This is a genomic window from Flavobacterium subsaxonicum WB 4.1-42 = DSM 21790, from assembly GCF_000422725.1.
GTDB classification, from domain to species: Bacteria; Bacteroidota; Bacteroidia; order Flavobacteriales; family Flavobacteriaceae; genus Flavobacterium; species Flavobacterium subsaxonicum.
Genome location: NZ_KE383910.1, coordinates 48,428 through 71,679 on the forward strand (window position 1 = coordinate 48,428; position 23,252 = coordinate 71,679).

Here is a 23,252-nt window from a genome sequence, read left to right on the forward strand (position 1 = left end):
GTATGTCTATACCGATTTAAATTCTTGTATAATCTCCAGCTCTGTCCTGAACTGTAGTACTTTGTCGCCAAACAAGCCTGCACTTTCGGCACGCAGTTTAGGCGAATGATCGTTGTAATATTCGTTAAGCTTTTCGCGGCTATCGGCAAAATATTGTACCGAATACGTTGTTGTGCCTTCATCATGATGGTCTGTAAGCACCTTAACAATTTTAATTTTATAAAATTTACCGATTTCCATTATTTTCGGAATGTGGTCTTCCATCATCCAGGCCATCCATTTTTCCTGTATGGTGTTGTCTACGTTGCTGGTTACGTTGTAAATTATCATGCTATTATAGTTTGGTTTGTGTGTACTTAGCTGTTAGAGTCGCCACGCAACAACCTGAACTGTTTACGCGCCTCTATAAAGTAAATGCTGTCCTGGTGTTCAAAAAGCACCTTTTCGTACAGCGGCTTGGCCTTTTCGGGCTGTTGTAGTTTTTTGTTGTAAATCTCGGCCGAGAAAAACAACGCCTCGTCTACATAAATACCTTCTTTGTACTTGTCTATAATTTCCTGGTATTGTTGCAGGGCAAGGTCGTACTGCGCCTGGCTTTCGTAAATTTCGCCAATGCGCAGCAGGGTAATATCCTGTATGCTTGCTGTTTTATCTGTAGCCTGTATGGCCTTAAACTCGGCAAGGGCTTCGGCTTTTTTGTTTTGGTATAGTTTAAAGTCGGCACGCGCGAATTTTTTAAGCGCGGTCTGCGTGCTGTCTTCGGCAGTATTGTCTATAATAAGCAGGTAAATTTCTAAAGCATCATTAGCAATAAGTTGCGATGCATTCGATTTTAACACCTTAAGCTGCTTTTGCGCCCACTCAAAATCGCCTTTAAAATAGCTGCTTCGGGCTACCTTAAAACTGGCCTGATGGCCTACTGCATCATTCTTAAGGTCTTCTTCGATCTGGGCATAGTAAATAATGGCCTGATTGAATTTTTCGTCCAACAACAACACGTCCGACAATTTCATTTTAACCTCAGCCTGCTCATATTTGTTTAGCTGAAGCTTTAAGGCAGCATCAAGCGTGGCAACCGCCAGTTTTGTATCTTTTAGATGAAAGGCCTCAAAATCAGCCTTAAGAATTTGCAGGTCTAACGAGTAGGGTGTAATACCAACCTCGGCAATAAGGGCGTCTATTCTCTGTTTAATACCGGCAAGGTCTTTTTGCTGGGCAGCGGCAATATCCATGCTAAGCAAATCGTACTGCGCCTGCATGCGTGCCTCGGGGTTGGTGGTATTGGCCAGTATAAACGATAATATCTCTCTTGCAGTGGCATCCTCTTTTTCTTCTATAGCCAGTTTAGAGAGGTTTACAATATTGTAAAACAAATCAGGGTCGCGCTTAAAAATGGCTTTTTCCTGAATAAAGGCTTTGCCGTATTCTTTTTGCTGCACAAAGAACCAGCTTAAAAACTGGTTCCAGAAAATATCCTGTGTTTTTTGTGTGTTTACCAACAGTGCCTTGCGCAACGATGCATTAAAGGTAGCCTCGCCACCCTCTTCGTTCATAAAACGCGAAAGCTGGTTTTGCACCATTACAAGGTTTTGCGGATTGGTATAGGCATAGGTAAGCAACTTCTCGATCATTAAATCCATATTACCCAGCTGCCCCTGCAGGAGCGCCATCTGATAATCAAAATTCATGCTTTTATTTACTGCCGATGCCGCCTCGTACGTTTTTAAAGCCTGCTGTACCAAAACCTTTTGCTCGAACGTATTGGCAACCGTATACACGTTAGATGGGTTTTGCGTAACCGCATCTATAGCCTGCTTGTAGTATTTCTCGGCTTTAGGCATATCTTTTTGCAATTGGTAGTTGTATCCAATTTCTACAAGAAGCAGTGGTTGCCCGGTCCTGTCAAGTTTATCGGCCAAGAGCTTCCCGGCTTTGTCAAACTGTTGCAGCTGCTGGTAGCAGGCTGCCATTTTTTGCGTAAAAAAAGTATTACCCGGCTGCGTTTTGGCAAGCCCCTCGTAAATAACAAGGGCTTTTTCAAACTCGCCTTTTTCGAAATAGTTATAGGCAAGCTGCTCGTTTTGGGCAAAAGCCGCAAACGAGAAAACAAGAGCAATAAGTAGGAATAACTTTTTCATAGCATTATAAATCAGAACACGGATGATGCGGATTTAGGCAGATTTTAGCCGATAACCTAACGCAAAAGTTGCATTTAGATTGTAAATCTTCGAGCATCCGTTTAGATGCGCGTTATCCCCGCCTGTACCATTCATTCGGGCAGGCGCGTTCCGTATCCTAACAAATTTACTAATTTATTATATCAAATCCGGTATAAGGGCGTAAAACTTCGGGTATTACAATACCTTCGGGCGTTTGGTAATTTTCTAATATGCCGGCCAGTACCCTTGGCAATGCTAACGAACTTCCGTTAAGGGTGTGTGCCAGTTGGTTTTTACCCTCTTTATCTCTAAAACGCAGCTTTAGCCTGTTGGCCTGAAAGGTTTCGAAGTTAGATACCGAGCTTATTTCCAGCCAACGGTCCTGCGCGGTAGAGAACACCTCAAAATCATACGTAAGCGCCGATGCAAAGCCCATATCGCCACCACAAAGGCGCAACACGCGGTACGGCAGCTTAAGGTCGTTTAACAAGCCTTTTACATGCTCTACCATACCATCTAAGGCAGCATACGAGTTCTCTGGTTTTTCTATGCGCACAATCTCTACCTTATCAAACTGGTGCAGGCGGTTAAGCCCCCTTACACTCGCACCCCACGATCCTGCCTCTCTACGGAAGCACGGCGTGTAGGCCGTTGCCATTACCGGCAGTTCTTTTTCGGTAAGTATCACATCCCTGAAAATGTTGGTAACAGGCACTTCGGCCGTAGGTATAAGGTACAGGTTATCGGCACTGTCATGATACATCTGCCCTTCTTTATCGGGCAGTTGGCCCGTTCCATACGCCGATGCCTCGTTAACCATGTGCGGCACCTGGTATTCGTTGTAGCCGGCATCGGTATTTTTATCTAAAAAGTAAGCAATAAGGGCACGTTGCAGCTTAGCACCTTTGCCTTTATATACAGGGAAACCCGGGGCAGTAATTTTAGTACCTAATTCAAAATCTATAATGTCGTATTTTTTTATAAGCTCCCAGTGTGGCAGGGCGCCTTCAAAAAGCGTTGGTATATCGCCTTCGCGGTGCACCTCAAGGTTTTCCTCGGGGGTTTTACCTACCGGTACAATATCGGCCGGGGTGTTAGGCAGTTTGTACAGCGTTTCTAAAAGCTCATCGGCTATGGTTCCTAAAAGCTCTGTAAGCTCTTTATCTTTTTCTTTAAACTGCGCCGTTTTTTGCTTAATAATATCGGCTTTAGCTTTTTCGCCGGCCTTCATAAGTTCGCCCACGTCTTTAGACAGCCTGTTCGATTCAGATTTTAAAGTATCAAGTTCTACCTGCGTGCTCCTTCTTTTCTCGTCAAGGGCAATAACCTGGTCTACAAGTGGTGTGGCATCAAAATTTCTTTTACCTAACGCCGCTATCACTTTGTCTCTGTTCTCTCTAATAAATGCTGTTTGTAACATATCTGGTTTTTTTATGAAGTGAGCAAATTTAATGATTTGTTTTAATTAATACGTTTGTGACTTAAAGTTAAAATTGCAGCACTATTTATCTATTTATAACACACGCACAGGCATTTATAAGTATATTTGAAAAATTTTTATTGCTAATGAAAAATATTACTCTTTTATTGTTAAACTTTTTTGCAATTAGCACCGCTTTTGCACAACAGCCTAACAGCGATTTCGATAAGATTGTAGAAGCCGAAATGAAGGCCGGCTACAACCTTACCAGTTTTGTAGCCAACCTTAACACCGGTAATTATGATGTTACCCATCATACCCTGGAGTTTAGTGTAGACCCTGCCGTACAATTTGTTACCGGCACCGTTACTACTACCTTTACTGCTAAAGAAAGTATGGACAGCGTTACATTTGATCTTAACGACGACCTTAATGTAACATCAGTCACACAAAATGGCAGCAGCCTTACCTTTACGCAAAACGATAGTGACGAGCTGGTTATAACCCTACCAACCGTATTAACGCAGGGTACTGAAGCCACTGTGGTTATAAGCTACTCCGGCGAACCGGCATGGTGGCAGGATGCTTTTGTAACCTCTGAACATGCAGGCACACCAATTTTATGGACCCTTTCTGAACCCTATGGCGCTAAAGAATGGTGGCCATGCAAGCAGGACCTTAACGATAAGGTAGATGATGGTATTGATGTTTACATAACAGCGCCATCTGAATATACCAGCGTTTCTAACGGCTTGGAGCAGTCGCAGCAGGATAATGAAGACGGTACCACTACAACGCATTTTCTTCATACCTATCCTATTCCGGCTTATTTAGTAGCTATTGCGGTAACCAATTATACCATTTACACGCAACAGGCGGGCTCCGGAGAGAACACCTTCCCTATTGTGAATTACCTGTACCCCGAAACCGCAACAGGGTCGCAGCCCTTTATAGACCAGACGGTGGGTATTATGGATTTTTATGAAGATACTTTTGAGGCCTACCCTTTTAATAACGAAAAATACGGCCATGCACAGTGTGGCTTTGGCGGCGGTATGGAGCATACTACTGTATCTTTTATGGGTGGCTTTGGCCGCGAGTTAATTGCGCACGAACTGGCTCACCAGTGGTTTGGCGATAAAATTACCTGTGGGTCGTGGAAAGACATTTGGCTTAACGAGGGTTTTGCTACCTACGTATCGGGCCTTGTGGTAGAGCACCAGGATGGTGACAACGAGTTTAGGAACTGGAAATTTAATAAGGTGTTAAGCATTACCGCCGCAACCGATGGCGCCGTATACCTTACCGATCAAGATACCCTTAATGTTGGCCGCATTTTTAGCACCAGGCTAACCTATAACAAAGGAGCAATGGTGCTGCACATGCTACGCTATAAACTGGGAGATACCACCTTTTACCAGGCACTTAAAAATTACCTTGCCGATGAAGCCCTGGCCTACGGCTATGCCAAAACTCCCGATTTTCAGACGCATTTGGAGGAAACATCGGGTACTAACTTAGACGAGTTTTTTAGCGACTGGGTGTATAACCAGGGCTACCCATCGTATCAGGTAGATGTGCTTAATGCATCATCAGGGCAGGTATCGGTAACCATAAACCAGACACAGTCGCATTCATCCGTAGACTTTTTTGAGATGCCCGTACCTATAAGGTTTACAGGTGCCAATAACGAAGTTTTAAATGTAGTGCTAAACAACACCGAAAACAACCAACAGTTTACGGTACCGGTATCGTTTACTATACAGGAAGTTGACGTAAATTATAATTTTGATATTGTTTCTGCCAACAATACCACTACTTTAAAAAACCAGGAATTTAGCCTGTTGCAAGGGGTAAAATTATACCCCAACCCAACATCTAACCAGCTTAGCGTGCAACTGCCTCAAGGTGTTGTGGTAGAAAAAGCTGTGTTTTACAATACACTTGGCCAAACAGTGCTTGAAAGCAGCACCCAAACCAGCTGGAATGTAGCTAAGCTATCGGCCGGTATACATTTTATTACCCTTGTTACCAACCAGGGCAGCAAACAGCTAAAGTTTATAAAACAATAAATTTACATTTATAGATTAAAGCCGCTACTACAGCGGCTTTTTTTATATCTAATTAAATGGGTATATTTGCAGCCTTAATTTACACCCTGTTATAAAGAGCCTGAGCCTGTAAAGCCGCTTTTTAAAAGCAGTTTAAGTGCATCGATTTTATAAACTAACCAGTAGCCATATATCGTTATTTTTATGAACGCAACCCTTGCCAACCCAAAAATAAATATTGTTTTTAGATCGTGCGATCTGGTTAATGCTGTTCATAATGCGCCGCGACCATATAACCTGGACAAAAAAACGCTTATTAAAGTATGTTTTAAAAGCCTGCATAATGCGCTACAGGGCTTTAACCACCATATTGTGGTGTTGGGTGATAACCTTTCGGCAGAAATGAAGGCATTTTTCCTTACCTTTAATGTAGAGCTTATAGAAGGCATATTTGGCAACGATAACTCAATAAGAGAGTGTGTAAAAATAGCCCAACGGTTTAACGATGATGAGTGGGTTTATTTTTGCGAAGACGATTATTTGCATACCCCCGATGCCATTGCTAAAATTGTTACCCTTATAAAAGAGGCTAACACTATAGAGCCGGCAAGCATCAAACTAAAACAGCTGTTAAGAAAACGAACCCTTACCTTACTTTCCATACCACGGTTCTTTAAAAAACCGGGCATCGTAATTTCTCCTACCGATTATCCTGACCGCTACGTGGAGCAATACCGTGTGCCTAATTTTATATGGCAGACAAGCAATAGCCACTGGAGGCAAATATCTGATACTACTTTTACCTTTTTAATGCAGGCAGCCGATATTAAAAAGAAAAAACGCATTTTACTTAATTCTGCCAACAGGGCAAACGACCGCTACCTTAGCAATAACCTGTATGGCAAATCGTTTTTTTTTAACAAACTGCTTTGCCTTTCGCCAATGCCATCGCTATCTACCCACATGCACGTGCAAACTATGTCGGCACTGCAAAACTGGGACGATTTAGTGGCACAACTAACCAAAGAAATTGCTTAATGATTAAAAAGCTGCTTGCCGATAAAGAAGGCCTTAAAAATACCATCTCTAAAGTGGGCATTACCTTTTTTTTAAGGATGTTTGGCATGGCCCTTAGCTTTGTTTCGCTGTGGATAATGACAAATTATTTTGGTAAATCGGTTTACGGCATGTATTCGCTAAGCCTTACCATATTGCAGCTTACCGGTATGTTTTTTGGCCTGGGTGTGCCCAATGCCTTTGTTAGCTTTACAGGTGGGTTTAACAGCCACGAAATGTCGCGCGGGTTACTCATTAAATGCATTAAGCTGGCACTGTTAGCATCGTTGTTGCCTATTGTAGTATTCTCGGCAGGGGCAGGCATTATAAGCTCCTATATTTTTGAGAAACCAGACCTGTACCCCTACCTGCTTGTTGTAGCGTTAGGCGTACCATTTTTTATACTGCACGAAATAATTTGCTTTTATTTTATTGCTGTAAAGCGCATTGTAATTTACGGGCTTTTTATATTTATATTGCCCCACCTGTTTTTTATAACAATGGCCATAAGCCTGTACTATAGCGGAGGCTCTGATTATTTTACCTTCCTTGCTTTTGTTGCAGCCTATATACTTACGGTAACCATAGGGCTTATTATTATTTTTGGTAAACGTCCTAAAATAGAGTTTCCTCATCTTACCAATAGCGATATCTTCAGGAAATCATTCCCCATGATGATAAGCGGCCTGTTCCTGGTACTACTTAACTGGACCGATATGCTAATGTTAGGCCGGTCGGTTAGTGCCGATGAAATTGGTATTTACAACTCGGCTTTCAGGATAGGATACCTCTCCCTGTTTTTTGTTGCTGCCATGAATGTGGTTATCCTGCCCAGTGTATCTGAGCTATACCATCAAAAAGATATGGTAAAAATGAAAAAGGTGGTTAACCGCTCTACACAGCTGGTTATACTCTTAACCCTGCCGTTGGCTTTAGTACTTATATTTTTTGGCGAGTTTATATTAAGCCTCTTAGGAAAAGGCCTTGACGGTGGCAGTACGACCCTTACATTAATTACCCTTGGCGGTTTGTTTAACGCAATGACGGGTAACGTAGACCAGATTTTGAACATGACGGGCAACCAAAAAATGGTAAGCATACTGTTTTTCTTTGGCTTTGTGCTTAATGTTATCCTTAACCTGTTTTTAATTCCGGCCTACGGAATAGAAGGTGCAGCTACTTCAAGCTTAATCACTAACATTATTGTAAACACCGCTTTTGTAATTATCATTAAAAAGAAACTGGGTTTTTATACGTTTATATAACCCGCTGTTAAGCAATTGGTTTTAGTGTGATTGATTTTGTCTAACCATTTTAACAATGTTAGCAAAACCTTACACAATTTCTAAAACTTTGTTAAATAATCATCATTTTACCGTATTAACAACAATAATGTCAAAAAAATGCTGTTTATTTGACTTGACTATACCAACCTACAGTTAGTCCTTATATGGCTGTTGGCACAAAACAAAACACAAACCTCCCATTGTATTTGTTCTGGTAAATTGAGAGAACTAACTCTTTTCTCAACACATCCTGAACCGTATTGGTTTATCTATAAGTAGAAAAACCGTACTATTTGTACACGCATTTGCTGGTACATTTTTTTGGGAAGGCCTATGTTTATGTTTTATCGTAAACGTTATGCCTCCTACTTGTTTATTAATAGCAAAAGGTTAAAAGTTTTACAGGCATGAATGTTTTAAAAAAAATCAACAACACAAGACGAAACGTAATGCGCAGCATTACAAAAAATATTGGCAGCAGCAGCGCAGACACCAATGTCAGGTTAAGTAGCAAAGCCACAATTAAAAGGGTTTTAATATGCAGGCCCAACCACAGGCTGGGTAATTTGCTGCTAACCACTCCGCTGGTGCAGGAGGTTGCAGCCACTTTTCCTGATTGCAAAATAGACCTTTTTGTAAAAGGCGGCCTTGCCCCTATATTATTCGAAAACTACAGTTATGTAGACCGTATTATAAAGCTTCCAAAAAAGCATTTTAAACAATTGCACACTTACCTTAGCGGATGGTTTTCGCTTAAAACCCGAAGGTACGATATTGTTATTAACGTAGCCGAAGGGTCATCATCGGGCAGGCTATCGGCACAGTTTACCAATGCTAAGTATAAATTTTTTGGAGAAGTTGATGCCGATACGCAACTTAAACACCCGGACCAGGTACATATTGCAAAGCATCCGGTATACAGTTTTAGAAACCACATTGCCCGCCTGGGCATTACTCCTAACAGCGGCCCTGTACCGTTATTAGACCTTAAGCTTAGCCCGGACGAAATTGCCGAAGGCAAAAAAACACTGGCGGCCATTACCGGTAACCCTGATAAAAAAACCATTTGCCTGTATACTTTTGCTACCGGCAGCAAATGCTACTGCCCTACCTTTTGGGACGATTTTTATTCAAAATTAAAGGCAGAGTACCCTAACCACAATGTTATTGAAGTTTTACCGGTAGAGAACATATCGCAAATAACCCATACGATCCCTAAATTTTACAGTACCGATATTAGGAATATTGGTGCAGTTATAGCCAATACCTGCCTGTTTATTGGCGCCGATTGTGGTATTATGCACCTTGCAAGTGCTGCGCATACACCTACTGTTGGGTTATTTTCGGGCAATAATATCGAAAAGTACCAGCCTTATGGCAACAACAGCATAGCCATTAGCACAAACAGCGGCTGCACTACCAACTGGCTTGAGGTTATCAACAGTGTTTTAACGGCTAATAAATGCCTTCAAAAAATTGGCGCATAACAATACGGTTAGTAATTTAGGGGCAGCAATACCACCTTTATGATTACACTTAAAAGAACCGATTCTGACGATCCTGATTTTAGATTTCTTGTTGGCTTTCTGGATGCCGAATTAAGCGAGCGCGATGGCGAAGACCATAGCTTTTATGCCCAGTTTAATAAGGTAGATATGATAAAGCACGTAGTGCTTGCCTACAATAATGGCGAGCCTGTTGGCTGCGGTGCCATTAAAGCATACGAGGAAGGCATTGCAGAGGTTAAGCGCATGTTTGTGCCCTTAGCCAGCCGCAAGCAGGGCATAGCTGCAAAAGTGCTCTCAGAGCTCGAAAAATGGGCAGTAGAACTGGGGTATACTGCCTGCATTTTAGAAACCGGCAAAAAACAACCCGAAGCCATTGCCCTGTACCAAAAATGCGGCTACCACATTACTACCAATTACGGACAGTATGCAGGTGTAGACAATAGCGTTTGCATGAAAAAAGATCTGTAACCCCCTAATATTTAATCTTCACTTTCTGCCACAAGGCAGGTAGCTTTATGATGCACTTTAAATGCAACGGAGTTGGCAATAAAGCACAATTCGTTTGCTTTTTGGTGCAATTGGTTGGCTTTATCAGCCATGCTACTATCCTGCACTGTAACTACCGGGTTTAAGGTAGCCGACGTAAACCGCCCGCCTCCGTTTGCGGTTTCTTCCATTACGCCCTGCGCAGCATCGGTATAATTGGTTACCACAACACCAGCTTCGGCACATAAGTGCAAATACCACAGCATGTGGCAAGACGATAATGAAGCCAGCAACAACTCTTCCGGATTGTAGCGCGTTCTATCTCCCAAAAATGCAGGATCTGAAGAACTATCTATTACCGGCTTATCGCCCGATGTAATTGTATGGTTCCGGCTATAGACTTTATAGTTAGATGTACCCAACCCTAAATTGCCCGTCCAGTTTATAACTGTGGTATACTGATGTGTTTTCATAATCTGAAAATTTTATAAAAAACAAAAAGCTGCACTTGCGTACAGCTTAATTTATATGGCATTTAATATACGCCCCTTATTTGCGGCTTGATCTTTACATCATACAGCTGCCTTAGCTGCTGCATAGTCTCATTATTAAAAGACGGCAGGCCTGATGCTGCAATATTAGACTGTACCTGGCTTACTTTACTTGCCCCCGGAATTACAGTTGTAATGGCAGGGTGATCTAATATCCATCTGATGGACTGTTGCGCCAGTACACCGTCGGGCAGCAAGGCTTTAATATCATCCGTTAAGGCAACCCCTTGTTTAAAAGCAACGCCAGAAAAGGTTTCCCCCACATTAAAGGCACCGCCATCGGCATTGTAGTTACGATGGTCGTTATCGGCAAAAGTGGTATCGGCCGTAAACCTGCCGGTTAAGAGTCCGCTTGCCAGCGGAACGCGTGCTATAAGGGCTACGCCCTGCGCCTGTGCGTTGTCAAAAAAATCATCGGCAATGTGCTGCCTAAAAAGGTTGAATATTATTTGAAGCGAAGCAACATCGGTATGCTCCAGGCAAATCAGGGCTTCTTCGGCTGTTTCTACACTTACGCCAAAATACTTTATAAGGCCTTCACTCTGAATTTTACGCAAATGGTCGAACACCTCTCCTTTTTTAAGTTCCTCTGTAGGTATACAGTGCAGCTGCTCCAAAAACAACTGGTCTACCCCCAGGTGGGTAAGCGAGTCCTCCACATGGCGTTTTATGGCATCATACGTAAAGTTCTGGGGCCAGCCGTTAGGGCTATCGCCCCTACGGCCCAATTTGGTTGCCACAAATAGTTTTTTACCGGTGGTTTTTAAAAACTCGCCAATATATTTTTCGCTAACGCCCATGCCATACACATCGGCAGTATCTATAAAGTTACCGCCGGCATCGGTATAGGCCTGTAAAATCTCGAATGCTTTCTGGCTGTCTACAACACCCCAGTCGGCGCTGCCCAGTTGCCATGTGCCTAAGCCTACTTCGGCAATATCTTCGCCTTTAAATTTTCTATAGTTCATTGTATGTTATTATTGGTGGTTGGTTTCAGAGGTAAAGTTTACAGTATTAAGTGTAAGAAGTTATTTGCTTACGCTAAATTAGAATTTCTATCTGGCTCTGCCCAGTTATTTTTTCGAATTTAAACACTATGCCGAAAAACGCCGGCTCTGTTGTAAAATTAAAGTTAACGCACCTTAAACACATTGCATATTTAAATTAATAATGCTAAAATTTTATTAAGGCTTATCCTCTTAAAAAAGATTCTCTCTACATTTATGTAAGTAATGCCACGGTAAGCCTTTTAAAGGCGATCTAAATGCAGATTAATCAATTCAAACAACCAAAAATCATATACTATGCACATCACTATTTTTAGAACCCTGTACAAACATGTTATCGATCACGACCTTATAGAGCGTATGCTTAAAAGAAATAATATTACTTTTGAAAGAACAGGCTACGAGGCCGGCTCGCGCTACAAAATTATTTCTGACACAGAAGACGCCATGAAAAGTTTTAAAAAGAGATTAAGGGAAATTTACCCTCAAATACCGCTAAGCGCATAAGCAACCAGCATCTCATAAAAAATCCCTCAAACACTGTGCTTTGAGGGATTTTTTATTGTTTATATTTTTGCATTGATAGTACTGTTCAAAATATAATGTTTGCTCATAAATATTCGTACGTCAAACCTAAATCTAATTAACTTGTGGGCACTCAGTCCAGGGAGCACAACATTGATCTTCGGGTGTCATCCAACCCACTTTAAGAATACCATCTTCTAAGTAACTTACCTTAACCCAACTATTTTTGAAATCAAGAAAGTTAAATCGATGATATTCATTAGTTAACATCTTTTCTGAATTTTTGTCAGGATTCAGATACAGCGACAAAACATCATCATTTTTAAAACTATGGTAAACAGATTCTATAAATAAATCGTTGCTTTTATCAATCCATAGGCCGTTATATTTAGGCAGCTTTACTGCTCTGCAAGATGGTTTTACCTCTATATTTTTTATCTTGTACCTTCCATTTTTAGTATCTTCAAATTCAATAATGTACCAGCAATACTCTTCACCCGCTAAAGAAACTAATGTATCCCGCGCCAAACTATCTGTCGGGGTTTTATAAAGTTTAATTGCACTTTCGCCCTTGGTAAAACATTTTACAGACACATAATTTTCTTTTTGTGTGCTAATGCTTTTACTATTGCAGGAATATGATAATAATAAGAGCATTAATAGTCCAAAATATTTAAAAATATCCTGGACTGATATGTATGAAAGTATCTTAATGATTATTATTTTGTTCCTGGCTGTTGCTACTTCCATTATTGCTGTATCATGATAAAGTAAAAATAAACAAAAAAGCTACTCCATTTGCATTGAGCGGGTCTTGTAGCCCCCAGTGAATTTAATTTTAACTATTTAGCTGGATTTGGAAAGAATTTCAATCTTATTATAAATAATTTTAAATTTAGGTAACGCTATGAATGGATCTAATAAATTACTTCGCCTTTCATAATAATCCGCAGCATAGCAATAATCCGGTTCCTCATCAAATTCTTTACCGTTAAATTTAAACGGGCTCTTAATAGATTTTAGTGTTCGTCTACCAGCTTTTCGCCAGAACGGCAGGTATTTCATGTGCTGGCTTACTACACCTGCTGCATTGGTTATGTAGCTGCTACTGCCCAAATGGTTTGGGTAGTATTCTACTTTTTTTTATTTGAATATCTATATAATATTAAAATACAAGTAATAACTATTAAATTTATAATTGCGTTACTGAATCTTTTAAAGCCATATTGTCTATAACCATCAACGTTCAATTGATAATAAATTGTAGGATATCCAATTTCAATCCCATCATGAAAATGTTTTGCGCCATAAATGCAGCTAATTATAAATGTTAATCCTAAATAGCAAATAGCAAAAGTAAAGAATTGAAATACTATCTTTTTCATGGCTTTACGACTGAAAAGTGTTTATAAGTTTGATTTTGCTATAATGCATTTATATATTACCTGCTAATTTTAGCTTCAATTTTACCTATAATTTCAGATCTAATAAAAGGAATTGAATCTATAAGAAAAATGAAGGACTTTACTCTGTCATCAACTTTATAATAAATTTTATATCTGGTAAAATTTATCTTTTTCAAAGAAATTATTTGTTTAAAGTAAACTTTATTTTTATCCACTAATAAGAAATCTTCTTCAAAATAAACGTTCCTTATAGTTCTATTTAAAATTATATAAATAATAATAGAAAAGAAACTAATAAAAGTAAGCATATCTAATAGCCCGAAATCAGGATTAAAAAAAAACCTGTAACCTATTCCTATTATCAGAATAAACAAACTCGCAATAGGTAGTATTTTTCTTCTGAAATTTGTACTAAGACTTGAAACTCTAATCATAATTAAAATTTAAAAACTATTAATAATATATTGGGTGTAGCGAATTCTACCAATGTATGAGATTACCTTTAAATCCCCATTTTGAGCTCAGTTCAAAACCCAATCCAGCTCCGGCACTTGCGCTAAGATTCCATCCAATAAAAACTTCCCTTTAGAGGTAATCTCAACGTTAAAAGTATATGCACCTATAGCATCATGAAGTAAAAATAAACAAAAAAACCCGCTCCATTTGCATGGAGCGGGTCTTGTAGCCCCCTCTGAATTTAAATCCAACGATTTGTTTGAAGATTTGGAAAGGCTAACAATTTTAATTTGAGTTTTAACTAAAATACATTATGAGTTTGCTGTACTACTATAATAAATTTTGACTTAGCCACTTTTGATTTAACCTAATCAATATTCCTCTCATAGCAAATTATTGATCGCACTATCATGATGTTACCATCTCTATATTAATAAACAAGACCAAATTCAAATGGTTTGACTACTTTTATCTACCATCCTCCCAAATCAAGCTCGAGATTTGTATAAACAAGTTAATTAATTACCTGATATATTTACGTTAGTAGCTGTACAAGGAAAATGGAATTAATCCGTTAGGCTCTTGTATGTAATATATTTGATATTTATTGTTTACTTGTCTGTATATAATCATATTTTTTGAATAATGATCTTTAAAAATTTTATCGCCTGTTGAAATTCCTAACTTGTCATATTTACTAAACCAATAACCGGAGAAAAAATATTTATTATTAAGGTTATCGTAAAATGTTAAATTCCCTTTTATATCAGTTTTGATATTTTTTATCACAAAATCATATTTCTCAACATATTCTCGACGTGATTGTATAAATCCATCTATAAAAATGAATGCAATAGCAACCACAAAAAAAATTATTAATATAAGAACTGATTTTTTCATATTTATTATGGTGTAAAAGTAGTATTACTGTGTCCAAAGCTAGGAAAAGAATATGAAGTTCCTCCATAGACGCCCACGCCTGGTGTGCCAAATCCAACCGAACCTCCCCCAGTAACCCAAGAAATCTTTCTTGGATGTAAAGGGTTACCAGTCATTCCTATTGATCCTGTTAATGAAACTCTCCCTCCGTAGGCTGCTCCAAAGATAGTTCCTTTATAAGACCAGCCTAACATTGCATCTGCAGCATCACCTGGTAATACAGACCTCATATCTGCTACAGGGAAATAACCCGCCCCAACACCAACACCTACATTTGGCGCGCCAGCAATCCCAGCTACTGTTGTAATAGCGTATTGTATAACACTTGCATCATTTCCTCTAGTGATCCAATTCAAAGAAAAATCCGAAGAGGTACCTACAAATGTATTGACATTATATGACAAACTAATATATAATCTATCGGGAATTACTAATCTTGCGCTATGACTATTCCAATAGAAAAATTCCCTTGAGAGGTAATCTCAACGTTAAAGGTATATGCACCTATAGCATCATGAAGTAAAAATAAACAAAAAAACCCGCTCCATTTGCATGGAGCGGGTCTTGTAGCCCCACTGAATTTAATTCCAATTATTTTTTTGAAGATTTGGAAAGGCTAACAATTTTAATTTGAGTTTTAACTAAATACTTTATGAGTTTGCTGTTCTATAGTAATAAATTTGACTTAGCCACTCTGGTTTTAACTCAACTATCTGATGGAGATTTAGAGTATGATTAATCTATGGCTTACTCATATTTAATACCTTAGACAGTTTCACGGAATAGTTAACTTTTGTTTCTATGTAAATAAACTCTTATAATAAAATAAATTGCTGTTGAGTAAAGAACTGTAAGAGTTCCAAAATTAACTTTATCGTAACGATTATATATAATTACCAATATTGGTATTACAATTAAAACAATAGCCAAAAAATATGCTACTAATTTACTAAATCTACTGTTATATATAGATTTTCCTATTCTCAAATCAACATCAATATTATTTCCATATTTTTGCAATTGTTTCTTAAAATGGCAAACTATTTCATCTAAAACTTTAGTTTCATTCACGGAGTCATTATAAATGCTAATTTTGATGTCTCTATCAACGCCAAAAATTTTAAAGAATTTAAAGTGCTGGTTTTGATCTACGTCATAATCTATAATATCAACATACAAAAACTCGCTTATTTTATAAAAGAAAAAAAAATTATAAGAAAATATTATTGCCTTCTCATTAATACAAACATTACATTTAACGGTTGATATTTTTTTCGAAAATTTTAGTGCGATTAATACTAATATCAGATATAGAACACTAAAGTATATATCTTTAGAATCTATTTTTAAAAAGTAAACTATAAATATACTAAGTATTGCAGTTCCAACTATTGATAAAACATATCGAAATATAAAATATAATGGCGGAACAATCCTAATACTAAATTTAAATTCTCTCATTTTTTTAATAACTAAAATGGTGATTCCACTATAACCGTGTCTCCCCCTATTGCTTTCTTAAGACCGTCTAACGCCCCTGTTGCGTCTGCCAATCCATATACTCCAAGTTACTAAAAAAAAAACCGGAAAAAAGATGATTTCTCACTCCTTTCCGGTCTTGTAGCCTCGCCAAGAATCGAACTTGGATCAAAAGTTTAGGAAACTCCCATTCTATCCGTTGAACTACGAAGCCTAATAAAAAAGGCCATCATTGCTGACGGCCTTTAGAAGCTCCCCCTCTTGGGCTCGAACCAAGGACCCTCTGATTAACAGTCAGATGCTCTAACCAACTGAGCTAAGGAGGAAACTGTATATTGTAAATGTAATCTTTATGCTAACCTGCGTTAGTTGAAATTACAGTGGTTTTAAAGAACTTTGCAACACTTAATTTGTTGCCTTTATTGCGGTGCAAATATATAACGATTTTTAATTCCTGCAAACAAAAAACGCAAAAAATTAAAAGAATTTTTGTTCGATGATTTGGTAGATGTCTTTACCAAAAACTAACGCCATGAGCGTAAGCAATATAACCATACCAACGGTTTGCACAACACCTGCTGCTTTATCGCCAAGTTTGCGGCCGGTAATCATCTCGGCAATGGTAAATATGGCGTGCCCACCGTCTAATCCCGGTATTGGCAATATATTCATAAACGCAAGGCCAATAGAAAACAGTGCCGTAAAGTTCCAGAAAAATTCCCAGTTCCACGTAGTAGGTAATTTGGATGCTATGCCCACCACACTTGTAACGTGCTTGTAAGCGCCTGTAGAAGGGCGTAAAATAAGCTTAAACTGTTTTACATTATACACTATCTGGTTGTACGACTCTTCTACCGCTTTAGGCATGGCGCTAAAAAAGTTGTAATCTTCGGTAATAACATAATTTGCTTTATCGGTAGATTTTTGGATTATACCAATAGTACCTTCTTTACTAACCGTAACCGGTACGGCAATTGGCTGTCCCGCTCTTACAATGTTAAGTGTAATCTGGCCGCCTATCTTTTTAAAGGCAGCTTCGCCCACCTGGCCCATATACTGCAGCTGGTTGCCGTTAACGCCAACAATAGAGTCTCCTACCCTTAAGTCGGCTTTTAAGGCATTAGAGCCTGGTAAAACAGAGTCTATAACCGATGTTCTTTCTATCGGGTGAATAAAATCACGGCCTTCTTTATCCAGTATCTCTTTTTTATCGGCATCGGTAAGTTTAATATCTATTTTTTTACCCTGGCGTTCTACAACAATATCATCGCCCAGTAAAATATCCAGTATCATCCTGTCAAAGCGCGGCTGGTATTTGCCATCTACGCTTAAAATCTTATCGCCATCTTTAAAGCCTACTTTTTTACCGGTTTCGCCAAAGGCAAGCCCGTCTTTTTGTATGGTTTGGGTAGCAATATATTTTTTGCCGTACGTGCTGTACATGGTAGTATAAATAAGCCATGCCAAAAGTATGTTTACAATAATACCGCCAAGCATTATTATAAGCCTTTGCCATGCTGGCTTAGACCTAAACTCCCATGGCTGCGGCTCGCTTTTAAGCTGCTCTGTATCCATGCTCTCGTCTATCATGCCGCTTAGCTTAACGTAGCCACCCAGGGGCAGCCATCCAAGGCCCCACTCGGTCTCGCCAATTTTCTTTTTAAATAAAGAGAAGCCCGCATCCATAAAAAGGTAAAATTTTTCTACCCTTACCTTAAACATTTTTGCGGTTATGTAGTGTCCAAATTCGTGCAGTATTACCAGTATAGAGAGCATTAAAAGCAACTGGGCAATCTGTATGAGTGTATCCATTTTTTATATTTAATTGTACAAATAAAACGCACAAAAATAGTGTTTTCTGTTTACTTACTGCATTTTAATTTATTGCCCTGTATTTAAATGTTTGTTAATAATTAAAAATGGGTTTCATAATTAAGCATTGTAGGGTAACTTTACATTTAGTAAATTTATTCCGTAAGATAATTCGGCAAAATTTAAATGCCGGTTATACCTTAAACACCTAATTACCTATGGTAAAGCCACTCCCTTATTTACTGCTTAGGCTGCTCGTGGGCATGAGTTTGTTTGGCCACGGCCTTATACGCCTGCCAAAGCTGCAAGGGTTTAGCGCCTGGATGGTAAAGCAGTTCCAAAATTCGCCATTGCCGCAAGAGCTTGTTACCCCCTTTAGCTACATTTTACCCTTTGCCGAATTAGTAACCGGCGCCCTGCTACTGGCAGGCTTATTTACCCGCTATGCTTTAGTGGCCGGCGCCCTGATTATGATTACTCTTATTTTTGGCTCGTCGATGATAGAAGACTGGGCCGCCATACCCTCGCAACTTATACACGGCTTTATAATAGCCTTATTACTTAACTATATTGAGGCCAACCGTTTTTCGGCCGATTGTAAACTTAAACACTAAACCATGTCGCATTTATTTTCAATACTACAGCTTAAGAGCCTTATTTTAAAAAACCGCATTGTGGTATCGCCCATGTGCCAGTACTCTGCCGAAGACGGCTTTGCTAACGACTGGCACCTGGTACACCTTGGCGCACGTGCCATTGGCGGGGCTGCCCTTATTATTCAGGAGGCCACAGCAGTATCGCCGGAAGGCCGTATATCGCCCTGCGACCTGGGAATATGGAGCGATGCACACATCGAAAAATTTAAACAAATAACCACGTTTATACTTCAGCACAATGCCTTTCCGGGCATACAGCTGGCACACGCCGGCCGCAAGGCAAGCACCACCCCACCGTGGCAGGAAGGCCGCAAGCTAACGCTGGAAGAAAACGGCTGGCGCACCTTTGCCCCAAGCCCTATCCGCTTTCAGGACCATGAAGAGCATGCCCCTATAGAACTGGATAAAGCCGGGATTAATCAGATTATAGCCGATTTTAAGGCCGCAACCAAACGCGCGTTAGAGGCCGGTTATAAAGTGCTCGAACTGCATGGTGCCCACGGCTATCTTATTCACCAATTCCTCTCGCCGCTTAGCAACCAGCGTACCGATGAGTATGGTGGCAGCTTTGAGAACCGCATTCGGTTTCTATTAGAGATTTTAGAAGCGGTACAAACCGAATGGCCTGTCGACCTGCCGCTGTTTGTGCGTATATCAGGTACGGATTGGGCCGATGGCGGTTGGGATATCGACCAGTCGGTTGAGCTGGCAAAGATACTGAAACATAAAGGTGTAGATATTATAGACTGCTCGTCGGGCGGGGCGGTGTACTGGCAAAAAATTCCGGTTGGCCCCGGCTACCAGCTGCCTATTGCCGAACGCGTTAAAAAAGAAGCCGGTATCTCTACCGGTGCCGTTGGCCTAATTACCGAAGCACAACAGGCCGAAGACATTATTAAAAACGGCCTGGCCGATTTGGTGCTCTTTGCCCGAGAATCGTTACGCGACCCTAACCTTGCCCTTACTTTTGCCAGCGAGCTTGGCGCCGATACTACCTGGCCTAAGCAGTATGAAAGGGCGATACCGAGGAAGAGGTAAGAACAGTTTACAGTATCAGTGTTCAGTGTTCAGTGTTCAGTCGCAGTTTCAGGTAACAGCATGTCATCCTGAGCGAAGTGCAACGCAGTCGAAGGATCTTTATAAATACCATTAAATTTTTAATACATATTCCCTGCTCTTTCCTCTGGAGAATCCCGATAATTTTGGGTAAGGGCAAGGCTAAATTTTTTATATAATGCAACAAATTAAAACAGCGCTGCTTTCTTACGGCATGTCGGGTAAAGTATTTCATGCCCCATTTTTAACCCTACACCCGGGCTTTGAGCTTTTGGGCGCGTGGGAACGCAGCAAACACCTTATCCAGCAGGATTATCCGCAGGTAAAAAGCTATGCAAGTTTAGAAGAGCTTTTAGCCGATGATGTAGACCTTGTAGTGGTTAACACCCCTGTTGATACCCATTTTGAATACGCCAAAAAAGTGCTCGAAGCCGGTAAGCATGCCCTTGTAGAAAAGGCATTTACCACCACCGCTGCCGAAGCACAGGAGCTTAACGAACTGGCAAAATCTAAAAACCTTAAGCTTACCGTATACCAAAACCGCCGTTGGGACAGCGACCTTAAAACCGTTAAGAGCGTGCTGGACCAGGAGTTATTAGGCGATATTGTAGAGGCCGAAATAAGGTTCGACCGTTATAACCCCAACCTTAGCCCTAAAGCCTGGAAAGAGGGTACTAATGCAGGGGCCGGTGTTTTAAAAGACCTTGGCCCGCACATTATAGACCAGGCGCTGTACCTGTTTGGCTACCCGGAGGCGGTTTCGGCCGATATCCGTACGCTGCGCGAAAACTCGCAGGTAGATGATAATTTTGATATCCTGCTGTACTACGCCGATAAGCGGGTGCGCCTGCATGCGGGCTTTTTTAACCGCGAAATGCTGCCTGCCTATATTTTACAGGGCCGCAAAGGCAGCTTTTTTAAACTGCGCGGCGACGTGCAGGAAGATACCCTTAAAACCGGTGCCAAACCCAACATAGACGATTGGGGTACCGAAGAACCGGGCATGCAAGGGATACTGAATACCGAAATTAACGGCGAGGTGGTTAGAAAAACCATACCTACCCTTAAGGGCAATTACTACAATTTATTCGACGGCATTTACAGGTCGATAACCGATGATACCGTTGAGCCGGTTACTGCCGAAGACGGGTACAGAACCATGACCATTATAGATGCTGCAATCGCGAGCAGCCGGCAAAAACGCGTAATTACTTTATAATACATTTTTATTATTATGGAAAAAAGACAATTAGGAACCACCGATTTGCATGTATACCCCATAACGTTTGGCGGTAATGTTTTTGGATGGACGATAGACGAGAAACAATCTTTTGAGATACTGGATGCATTTACCGGCGCAGGCTTTAATTTTATTGATACTGCCGATGTATACTCGCGTTGGAAACCGGGTAATGAAGGCGGCGAAAGCGAAGCTATTATTGGCAACTGGCTTAAAAAGAATAACAACCGCGATAAGGTTGTTATTGCTACCAAAGTGGGCAGCGACCTGGGTAACGGCAAAAAAGGCCTTGCCAAAAAATACATTTTGCAGGCGGCTGAAGATTCGCTTAAGCGATTAAAGACGGATTATATCGACTTGTACCAAACCCATTTTGATGATGAGAGTACACCCATTGAAGAAACATTGGAAGCCTACCAGCAATTAATTAAAGAAGGTAAAGTGCGCCACATTGGGGCATCTAACCTATCGCCGGAAAGGCTTAAGGCATCGTTAGAAATTGCTGCAGAAAACAGCCTGCCGCTTTACCAGACCTTTCAGCCGGAATATAATTTGTATGAAAGGGAAAAGTTTGAGAACGGCCTGGAACCACTTTGCCTTGGCAATAACCTGGGTGTGCTAAACTACTATTCGCTTGCCAGCGGATTTTTAACCGGTAAATACCGCTCTAAAGACGACCTTAGCCAGAGCGCCCGTGGCGGTGGCGTAGAAAAATACCTGGACGCCCGCGGCTTTAAGATCCTGGCGGCGTTAGACGAGGTTTCTAAAACGCTTAACACCACCCCTGCAACTGCGGCACTGGCATGGTTAATTCACCGTCCGTCGGTTACAGCGCCTATTGTTAGTGCCACCAGCATTAAACAATTAGACAGCATTATAAAAGCCCCGGACTTAGCCATTACCGCCCACGAAATCGAGTTGCTAACGCAGGAGAGTGCGTGGTAAGCTGCGCGGTTTAGAGTTTAGGGTTTGGAGTTCAAAGTTGCCACTCTCGCCTACTTTGAAATAGCAATTGTGGTATTCCCCTCTTTTGGAGGGGTGGCTAAAAGCCGGGGTGGTTCAACAAATTATCTACCTAATAGTCATATGGAAGCGAGTGTTCCATAAAAATAAAAAAAATGAGAGTATTTACAACACGCAAAATGCCCCGTGCAGGTATCGATCTTTTAGAAGCCGAGGGCCACACCGTAACCCAGTGGCAGGAAAACAGGGAGCTTACCGAAGCCGAACTTATTGCGCACAGCAAAGAGACCGATGGCATTTTGCTGTCGGGCCGCAGAAAGGTAGATACTGCCTTTTTAGAGGCGTGCAGCCACTTAAAAGTAATATCGCTGTTTTCGGTAGGTTATGATAATGTAGATGTTGCAGCTGCTACAAAATATAAAATTCCAATTGGGCATACGCCCGATGTGCTGAGTAAGGCCACAGCCGAAACAGCTTTCTTACTTATGATAGCTACAGCCCGCAAAACGTTTTACCATCATAAAAGGATTGCTAAAGGCGAATGGGATTTTTTTGACCCCACCGCCGGTTTAGGTCAGGACCTTCACGGCAAAACACTGGGCATACTTGGCCTTGGTAATATAGGTTTCGAAATGGCTAAGTACTGTAAAAATGCTTATGGTATGGATGTTATTTATCACAACCGCGGCAACAATGAACAGGCCGAAAAAGAGCTCGGCGCCAAAAAGGTTTCGTTTGACGAACTTCTGGCGCAAAGCGATGTGCTCTCCGTTCACGCTAATTTAACCAACGAGCTTAAGGGTATTTTTAATACCGGTGCCTTTGGCAAGATGAAGCGTAATGCAATTTTTATCAACACGGCGCGCGGTGGCATCCATAACGAAGAAGACCTAACCCGAGCCCTTGAAAACGGCACTATTTGGGGCGCAGGGCTGGATGTTACCAACCCCGAGCCTATGGATAAAAACAACGCACTCTTGGATATGCCCAATGTATCGGTACTACCGCATATTGGGTCGGCCACTAAGGAAACCCGCGATGCCATGGCCGCACTGGCTGCCGTAAACCTCATAGCAGGCTTAAAGGGCGAAAAGCTGCCGAAGTGTGTTAACCCGGAGGTGTACGGATAATGGAACGCGGATAACGCGGATTTTCACGGATTTGTGTTTAAACTGAAGTTTTCATCGCGAGGGATG

General features: G+C 40.8%; 21 protein-coding genes and 2 tRNA genes. 11 read left to right on the forward strand and 12 right to left on the reverse strand.

Annotation, left to right across the window (positions count from 1 at the left end):
* Nucleotides 1-6 precede the first annotated feature (6 nt).
* The 3 genes from G509_RS0116880 to serS form a co-directional block, all read right to left on the reverse strand.
* Nucleotides 7-330 carry a DUF4286 family protein gene (locus G509_RS0116880; RefSeq protein WP_026992617.1) on the reverse strand — a complete coding sequence of 108 codons (324 nt, stop codon included), beginning with the start codon at nucleotides 328-330 and terminating at the stop codon, nucleotides 7-9.
* 26 nt (nucleotides 331-356) lie between these two features.
* Complete coding sequence (locus G509_RS0116885) at nucleotides 357-2,138, reverse strand: tetratricopeptide repeat protein (protein WP_026992618.1); 1,782 nt, start codon at nucleotides 2,136-2,138, stop codon at nucleotides 357-359.
* Nucleotides 2,139-2,307: 169 nt separating this feature from the next.
* Nucleotides 2,308-3,579: a serine--tRNA ligase gene (gene serS / locus G509_RS0116890; RefSeq protein ID WP_026992619.1), complete on the reverse strand. Its 1,272-nt coding sequence runs from the start codon at nucleotides 3,577-3,579 to the stop codon at nucleotides 2,308-2,310.
* Nucleotides 3,580-3,725: 146 nt separating this feature from the next.
* Here serS and G509_RS0116895 point away from each other — a divergent pair, with 146 nt between their 5' ends.
* The 5 genes from G509_RS0116895 to G509_RS0116915 all read left to right on the forward strand — a co-directional run bounded on the left by G509_RS0116895 (nucleotide 3,726) and on the right by G509_RS0116915 (nucleotide 9,948).
* On the forward strand, nucleotides 3,726-5,651 hold the full coding sequence (locus G509_RS0116895; protein ID WP_026992620.1) for a M1 family metallopeptidase: 1,926 nt from the start codon (nucleotides 3,726-3,728) through the stop codon (nucleotides 5,649-5,651).
* A 183-nt stretch (nucleotides 5,652-5,834) separates the two neighbouring features.
* Nucleotides 5,835-6,668 (forward strand): hypothetical protein, encoded by an 834-nt coding sequence (locus G509_RS0116900; protein ID WP_026992621.1) that lies wholly within the window; start codon nucleotides 5,835-5,837, stop codon nucleotides 6,666-6,668.
* Nucleotides 6,668-7,951, forward strand: a complete 1,284-nt coding sequence (locus tag G509_RS0116905) for a flippase (RefSeq protein WP_026992622.1) — start codon at nucleotides 6,668-6,670, stop codon at nucleotides 7,949-7,951. The genes G509_RS0116900 and G509_RS0116905 overlap by 1 nt, the downstream gene beginning before the upstream one ends.
* A 428-nt stretch (nucleotides 7,952-8,379) precedes the next feature.
* Nucleotides 8,380-9,459 (forward strand): glycosyltransferase family 9 protein, encoded by a 1,080-nt coding sequence (locus G509_RS22380; protein ID WP_051200349.1) that lies wholly within the window; start codon nucleotides 8,380-8,382, stop codon nucleotides 9,457-9,459.
* A 39-nt stretch (nucleotides 9,460-9,498) separates the two neighbouring features.
* Complete coding sequence (locus tag G509_RS0116915) at nucleotides 9,499-9,948, forward strand: GNAT family N-acetyltransferase (RefSeq protein ID WP_026992623.1); 450 nt, start codon at nucleotides 9,499-9,501, stop codon at nucleotides 9,946-9,948.
* An 11-nt stretch (nucleotides 9,949-9,959) separates the two neighbouring features.
* On the opposite strand, the gene G509_RS0116920 is transcribed toward G509_RS0116915, so the two are convergent.
* Nucleotides 9,960-10,439 carry an OsmC family protein gene (locus tag G509_RS0116920; protein WP_035739289.1) on the reverse strand — a complete coding sequence of 160 codons (480 nt, stop codon included), beginning with the start codon at nucleotides 10,437-10,439 and terminating at the stop codon, nucleotides 9,960-9,962.
* A 62-nt stretch (nucleotides 10,440-10,501) separates the two neighbouring features.
* Nucleotides 10,502-11,485 carry an aldo/keto reductase gene (locus G509_RS0116925; protein ID WP_026992625.1) on the reverse strand — a complete coding sequence of 328 codons (984 nt, stop codon included), beginning with the start codon at nucleotides 11,483-11,485 and terminating at the stop codon, nucleotides 10,502-10,504.
* Between the two features lie 336 nt (nucleotides 11,486-11,821).
* Between G509_RS0116925 and G509_RS0116935 the strand changes: the two genes are divergently transcribed.
* Complete coding sequence (locus G509_RS0116935; RefSeq protein ID WP_026992626.1) at nucleotides 11,822-12,031, forward strand: hypothetical protein; 210 nt, start codon at nucleotides 11,822-11,824, stop codon at nucleotides 12,029-12,031.
* A 132-nt stretch (nucleotides 12,032-12,163) separates the two neighbouring features.
* Here the strand turns inward: G509_RS0116935 and G509_RS0116940 are convergent, their stop codons facing one another.
* From G509_RS0116940 to rseP, 7 genes are all read right to left on the reverse strand, one after another.
* The gene (locus tag G509_RS0116940; protein WP_131450775.1) at nucleotides 12,164-12,706 is read right to left on the reverse strand and encodes a hypothetical protein; all 543 of its coding nucleotides are present in this window, start codon (nucleotides 12,704-12,706) and stop codon (nucleotides 12,164-12,166) included.
* 1,745 nt (nucleotides 12,707-14,451) lie between these two features.
* Entirely contained in the window at nucleotides 14,452-14,811 is a 360-nt protein-coding gene (locus tag G509_RS0116960; protein WP_026992631.1) for a hypothetical protein, read from the reverse strand.
* 5 nt (nucleotides 14,812-14,816) lie between these two features.
* Nucleotides 14,817-15,254, reverse strand: a complete 438-nt coding sequence (locus G509_RS0116965; RefSeq protein WP_131450789.1) for a hypothetical protein — start codon at nucleotides 15,252-15,254, stop codon at nucleotides 14,817-14,819.
* Nucleotides 15,255-15,636: 382 nt separating this feature from the next.
* On the reverse strand, nucleotides 15,637-16,311 hold the full coding sequence (locus G509_RS0116970) for a hypothetical protein (protein ID WP_026992633.1): 675 nt from the start codon (nucleotides 16,309-16,311) through the stop codon (nucleotides 15,637-15,639).
* 160 nt (nucleotides 16,312-16,471) lie between these two features.
* Nucleotides 16,472-16,543, reverse strand: a tRNA-Arg gene (locus G509_RS0116975).
* Nucleotides 16,544-16,581: 38 nt separating this feature from the next.
* Nucleotides 16,582-16,655: transfer RNA gene (locus G509_RS0116980), tRNA-Asn, on the reverse strand.
* A gap of 151 nt (nucleotides 16,656-16,806) precedes the next feature.
* Entirely contained in the window at nucleotides 16,807-18,141 is a 1,335-nt protein-coding gene (gene rseP, locus G509_RS0116985; RefSeq protein WP_026992634.1) for an RIP metalloprotease RseP, read from the reverse strand.
* A 218-nt stretch (nucleotides 18,142-18,359) separates the two neighbouring features.
* Here rseP and G509_RS0116990 point away from each other — a divergent pair, with 218 nt between their 5' ends.
* The 5 genes from G509_RS0116990 to G509_RS0117010 all read left to right on the forward strand — a co-directional run bounded on the left by G509_RS0116990 (nucleotide 18,360) and on the right by G509_RS0117010 (nucleotide 23,186).
* Complete coding sequence (locus G509_RS0116990) at nucleotides 18,360-18,755, forward strand: DoxX family protein (RefSeq protein WP_026992635.1); 396 nt, start codon at nucleotides 18,360-18,362, stop codon at nucleotides 18,753-18,755.
* 3 nt (nucleotides 18,756-18,758) lie between these two features.
* Nucleotides 18,759-19,835 carry an NADH:flavin oxidoreductase/NADH oxidase gene (locus G509_RS0116995; RefSeq protein WP_026992636.1) on the forward strand — a complete coding sequence of 359 codons (1,077 nt, stop codon included), beginning with the start codon at nucleotides 18,759-18,761 and terminating at the stop codon, nucleotides 19,833-19,835.
* A gap of 196 nt (nucleotides 19,836-20,031) precedes the next feature.
* Nucleotides 20,032-21,072 carry a Gfo/Idh/MocA family oxidoreductase gene (locus G509_RS0117000; protein ID WP_026992637.1) on the forward strand — a complete coding sequence of 347 codons (1,041 nt, stop codon included), beginning with the start codon at nucleotides 20,032-20,034 and terminating at the stop codon, nucleotides 21,070-21,072.
* A gap of 15 nt (nucleotides 21,073-21,087) precedes the next feature.
* The gene (locus G509_RS0117005) at nucleotides 21,088-22,038 is read left to right on the forward strand and encodes an aldo/keto reductase (protein ID WP_026992638.1); all 951 of its coding nucleotides are present in this window, start codon (nucleotides 21,088-21,090) and stop codon (nucleotides 22,036-22,038) included.
* Between the two features lie 173 nt (nucleotides 22,039-22,211).
* The gene (locus G509_RS0117010; protein WP_026992639.1) at nucleotides 22,212-23,186 is read left to right on the forward strand and encodes a 2-hydroxyacid dehydrogenase; all 975 of its coding nucleotides are present in this window, start codon (nucleotides 22,212-22,214) and stop codon (nucleotides 23,184-23,186) included.
* The last annotated feature ends 66 nt before the right edge of the window (nucleotides 23,187-23,252 follow it).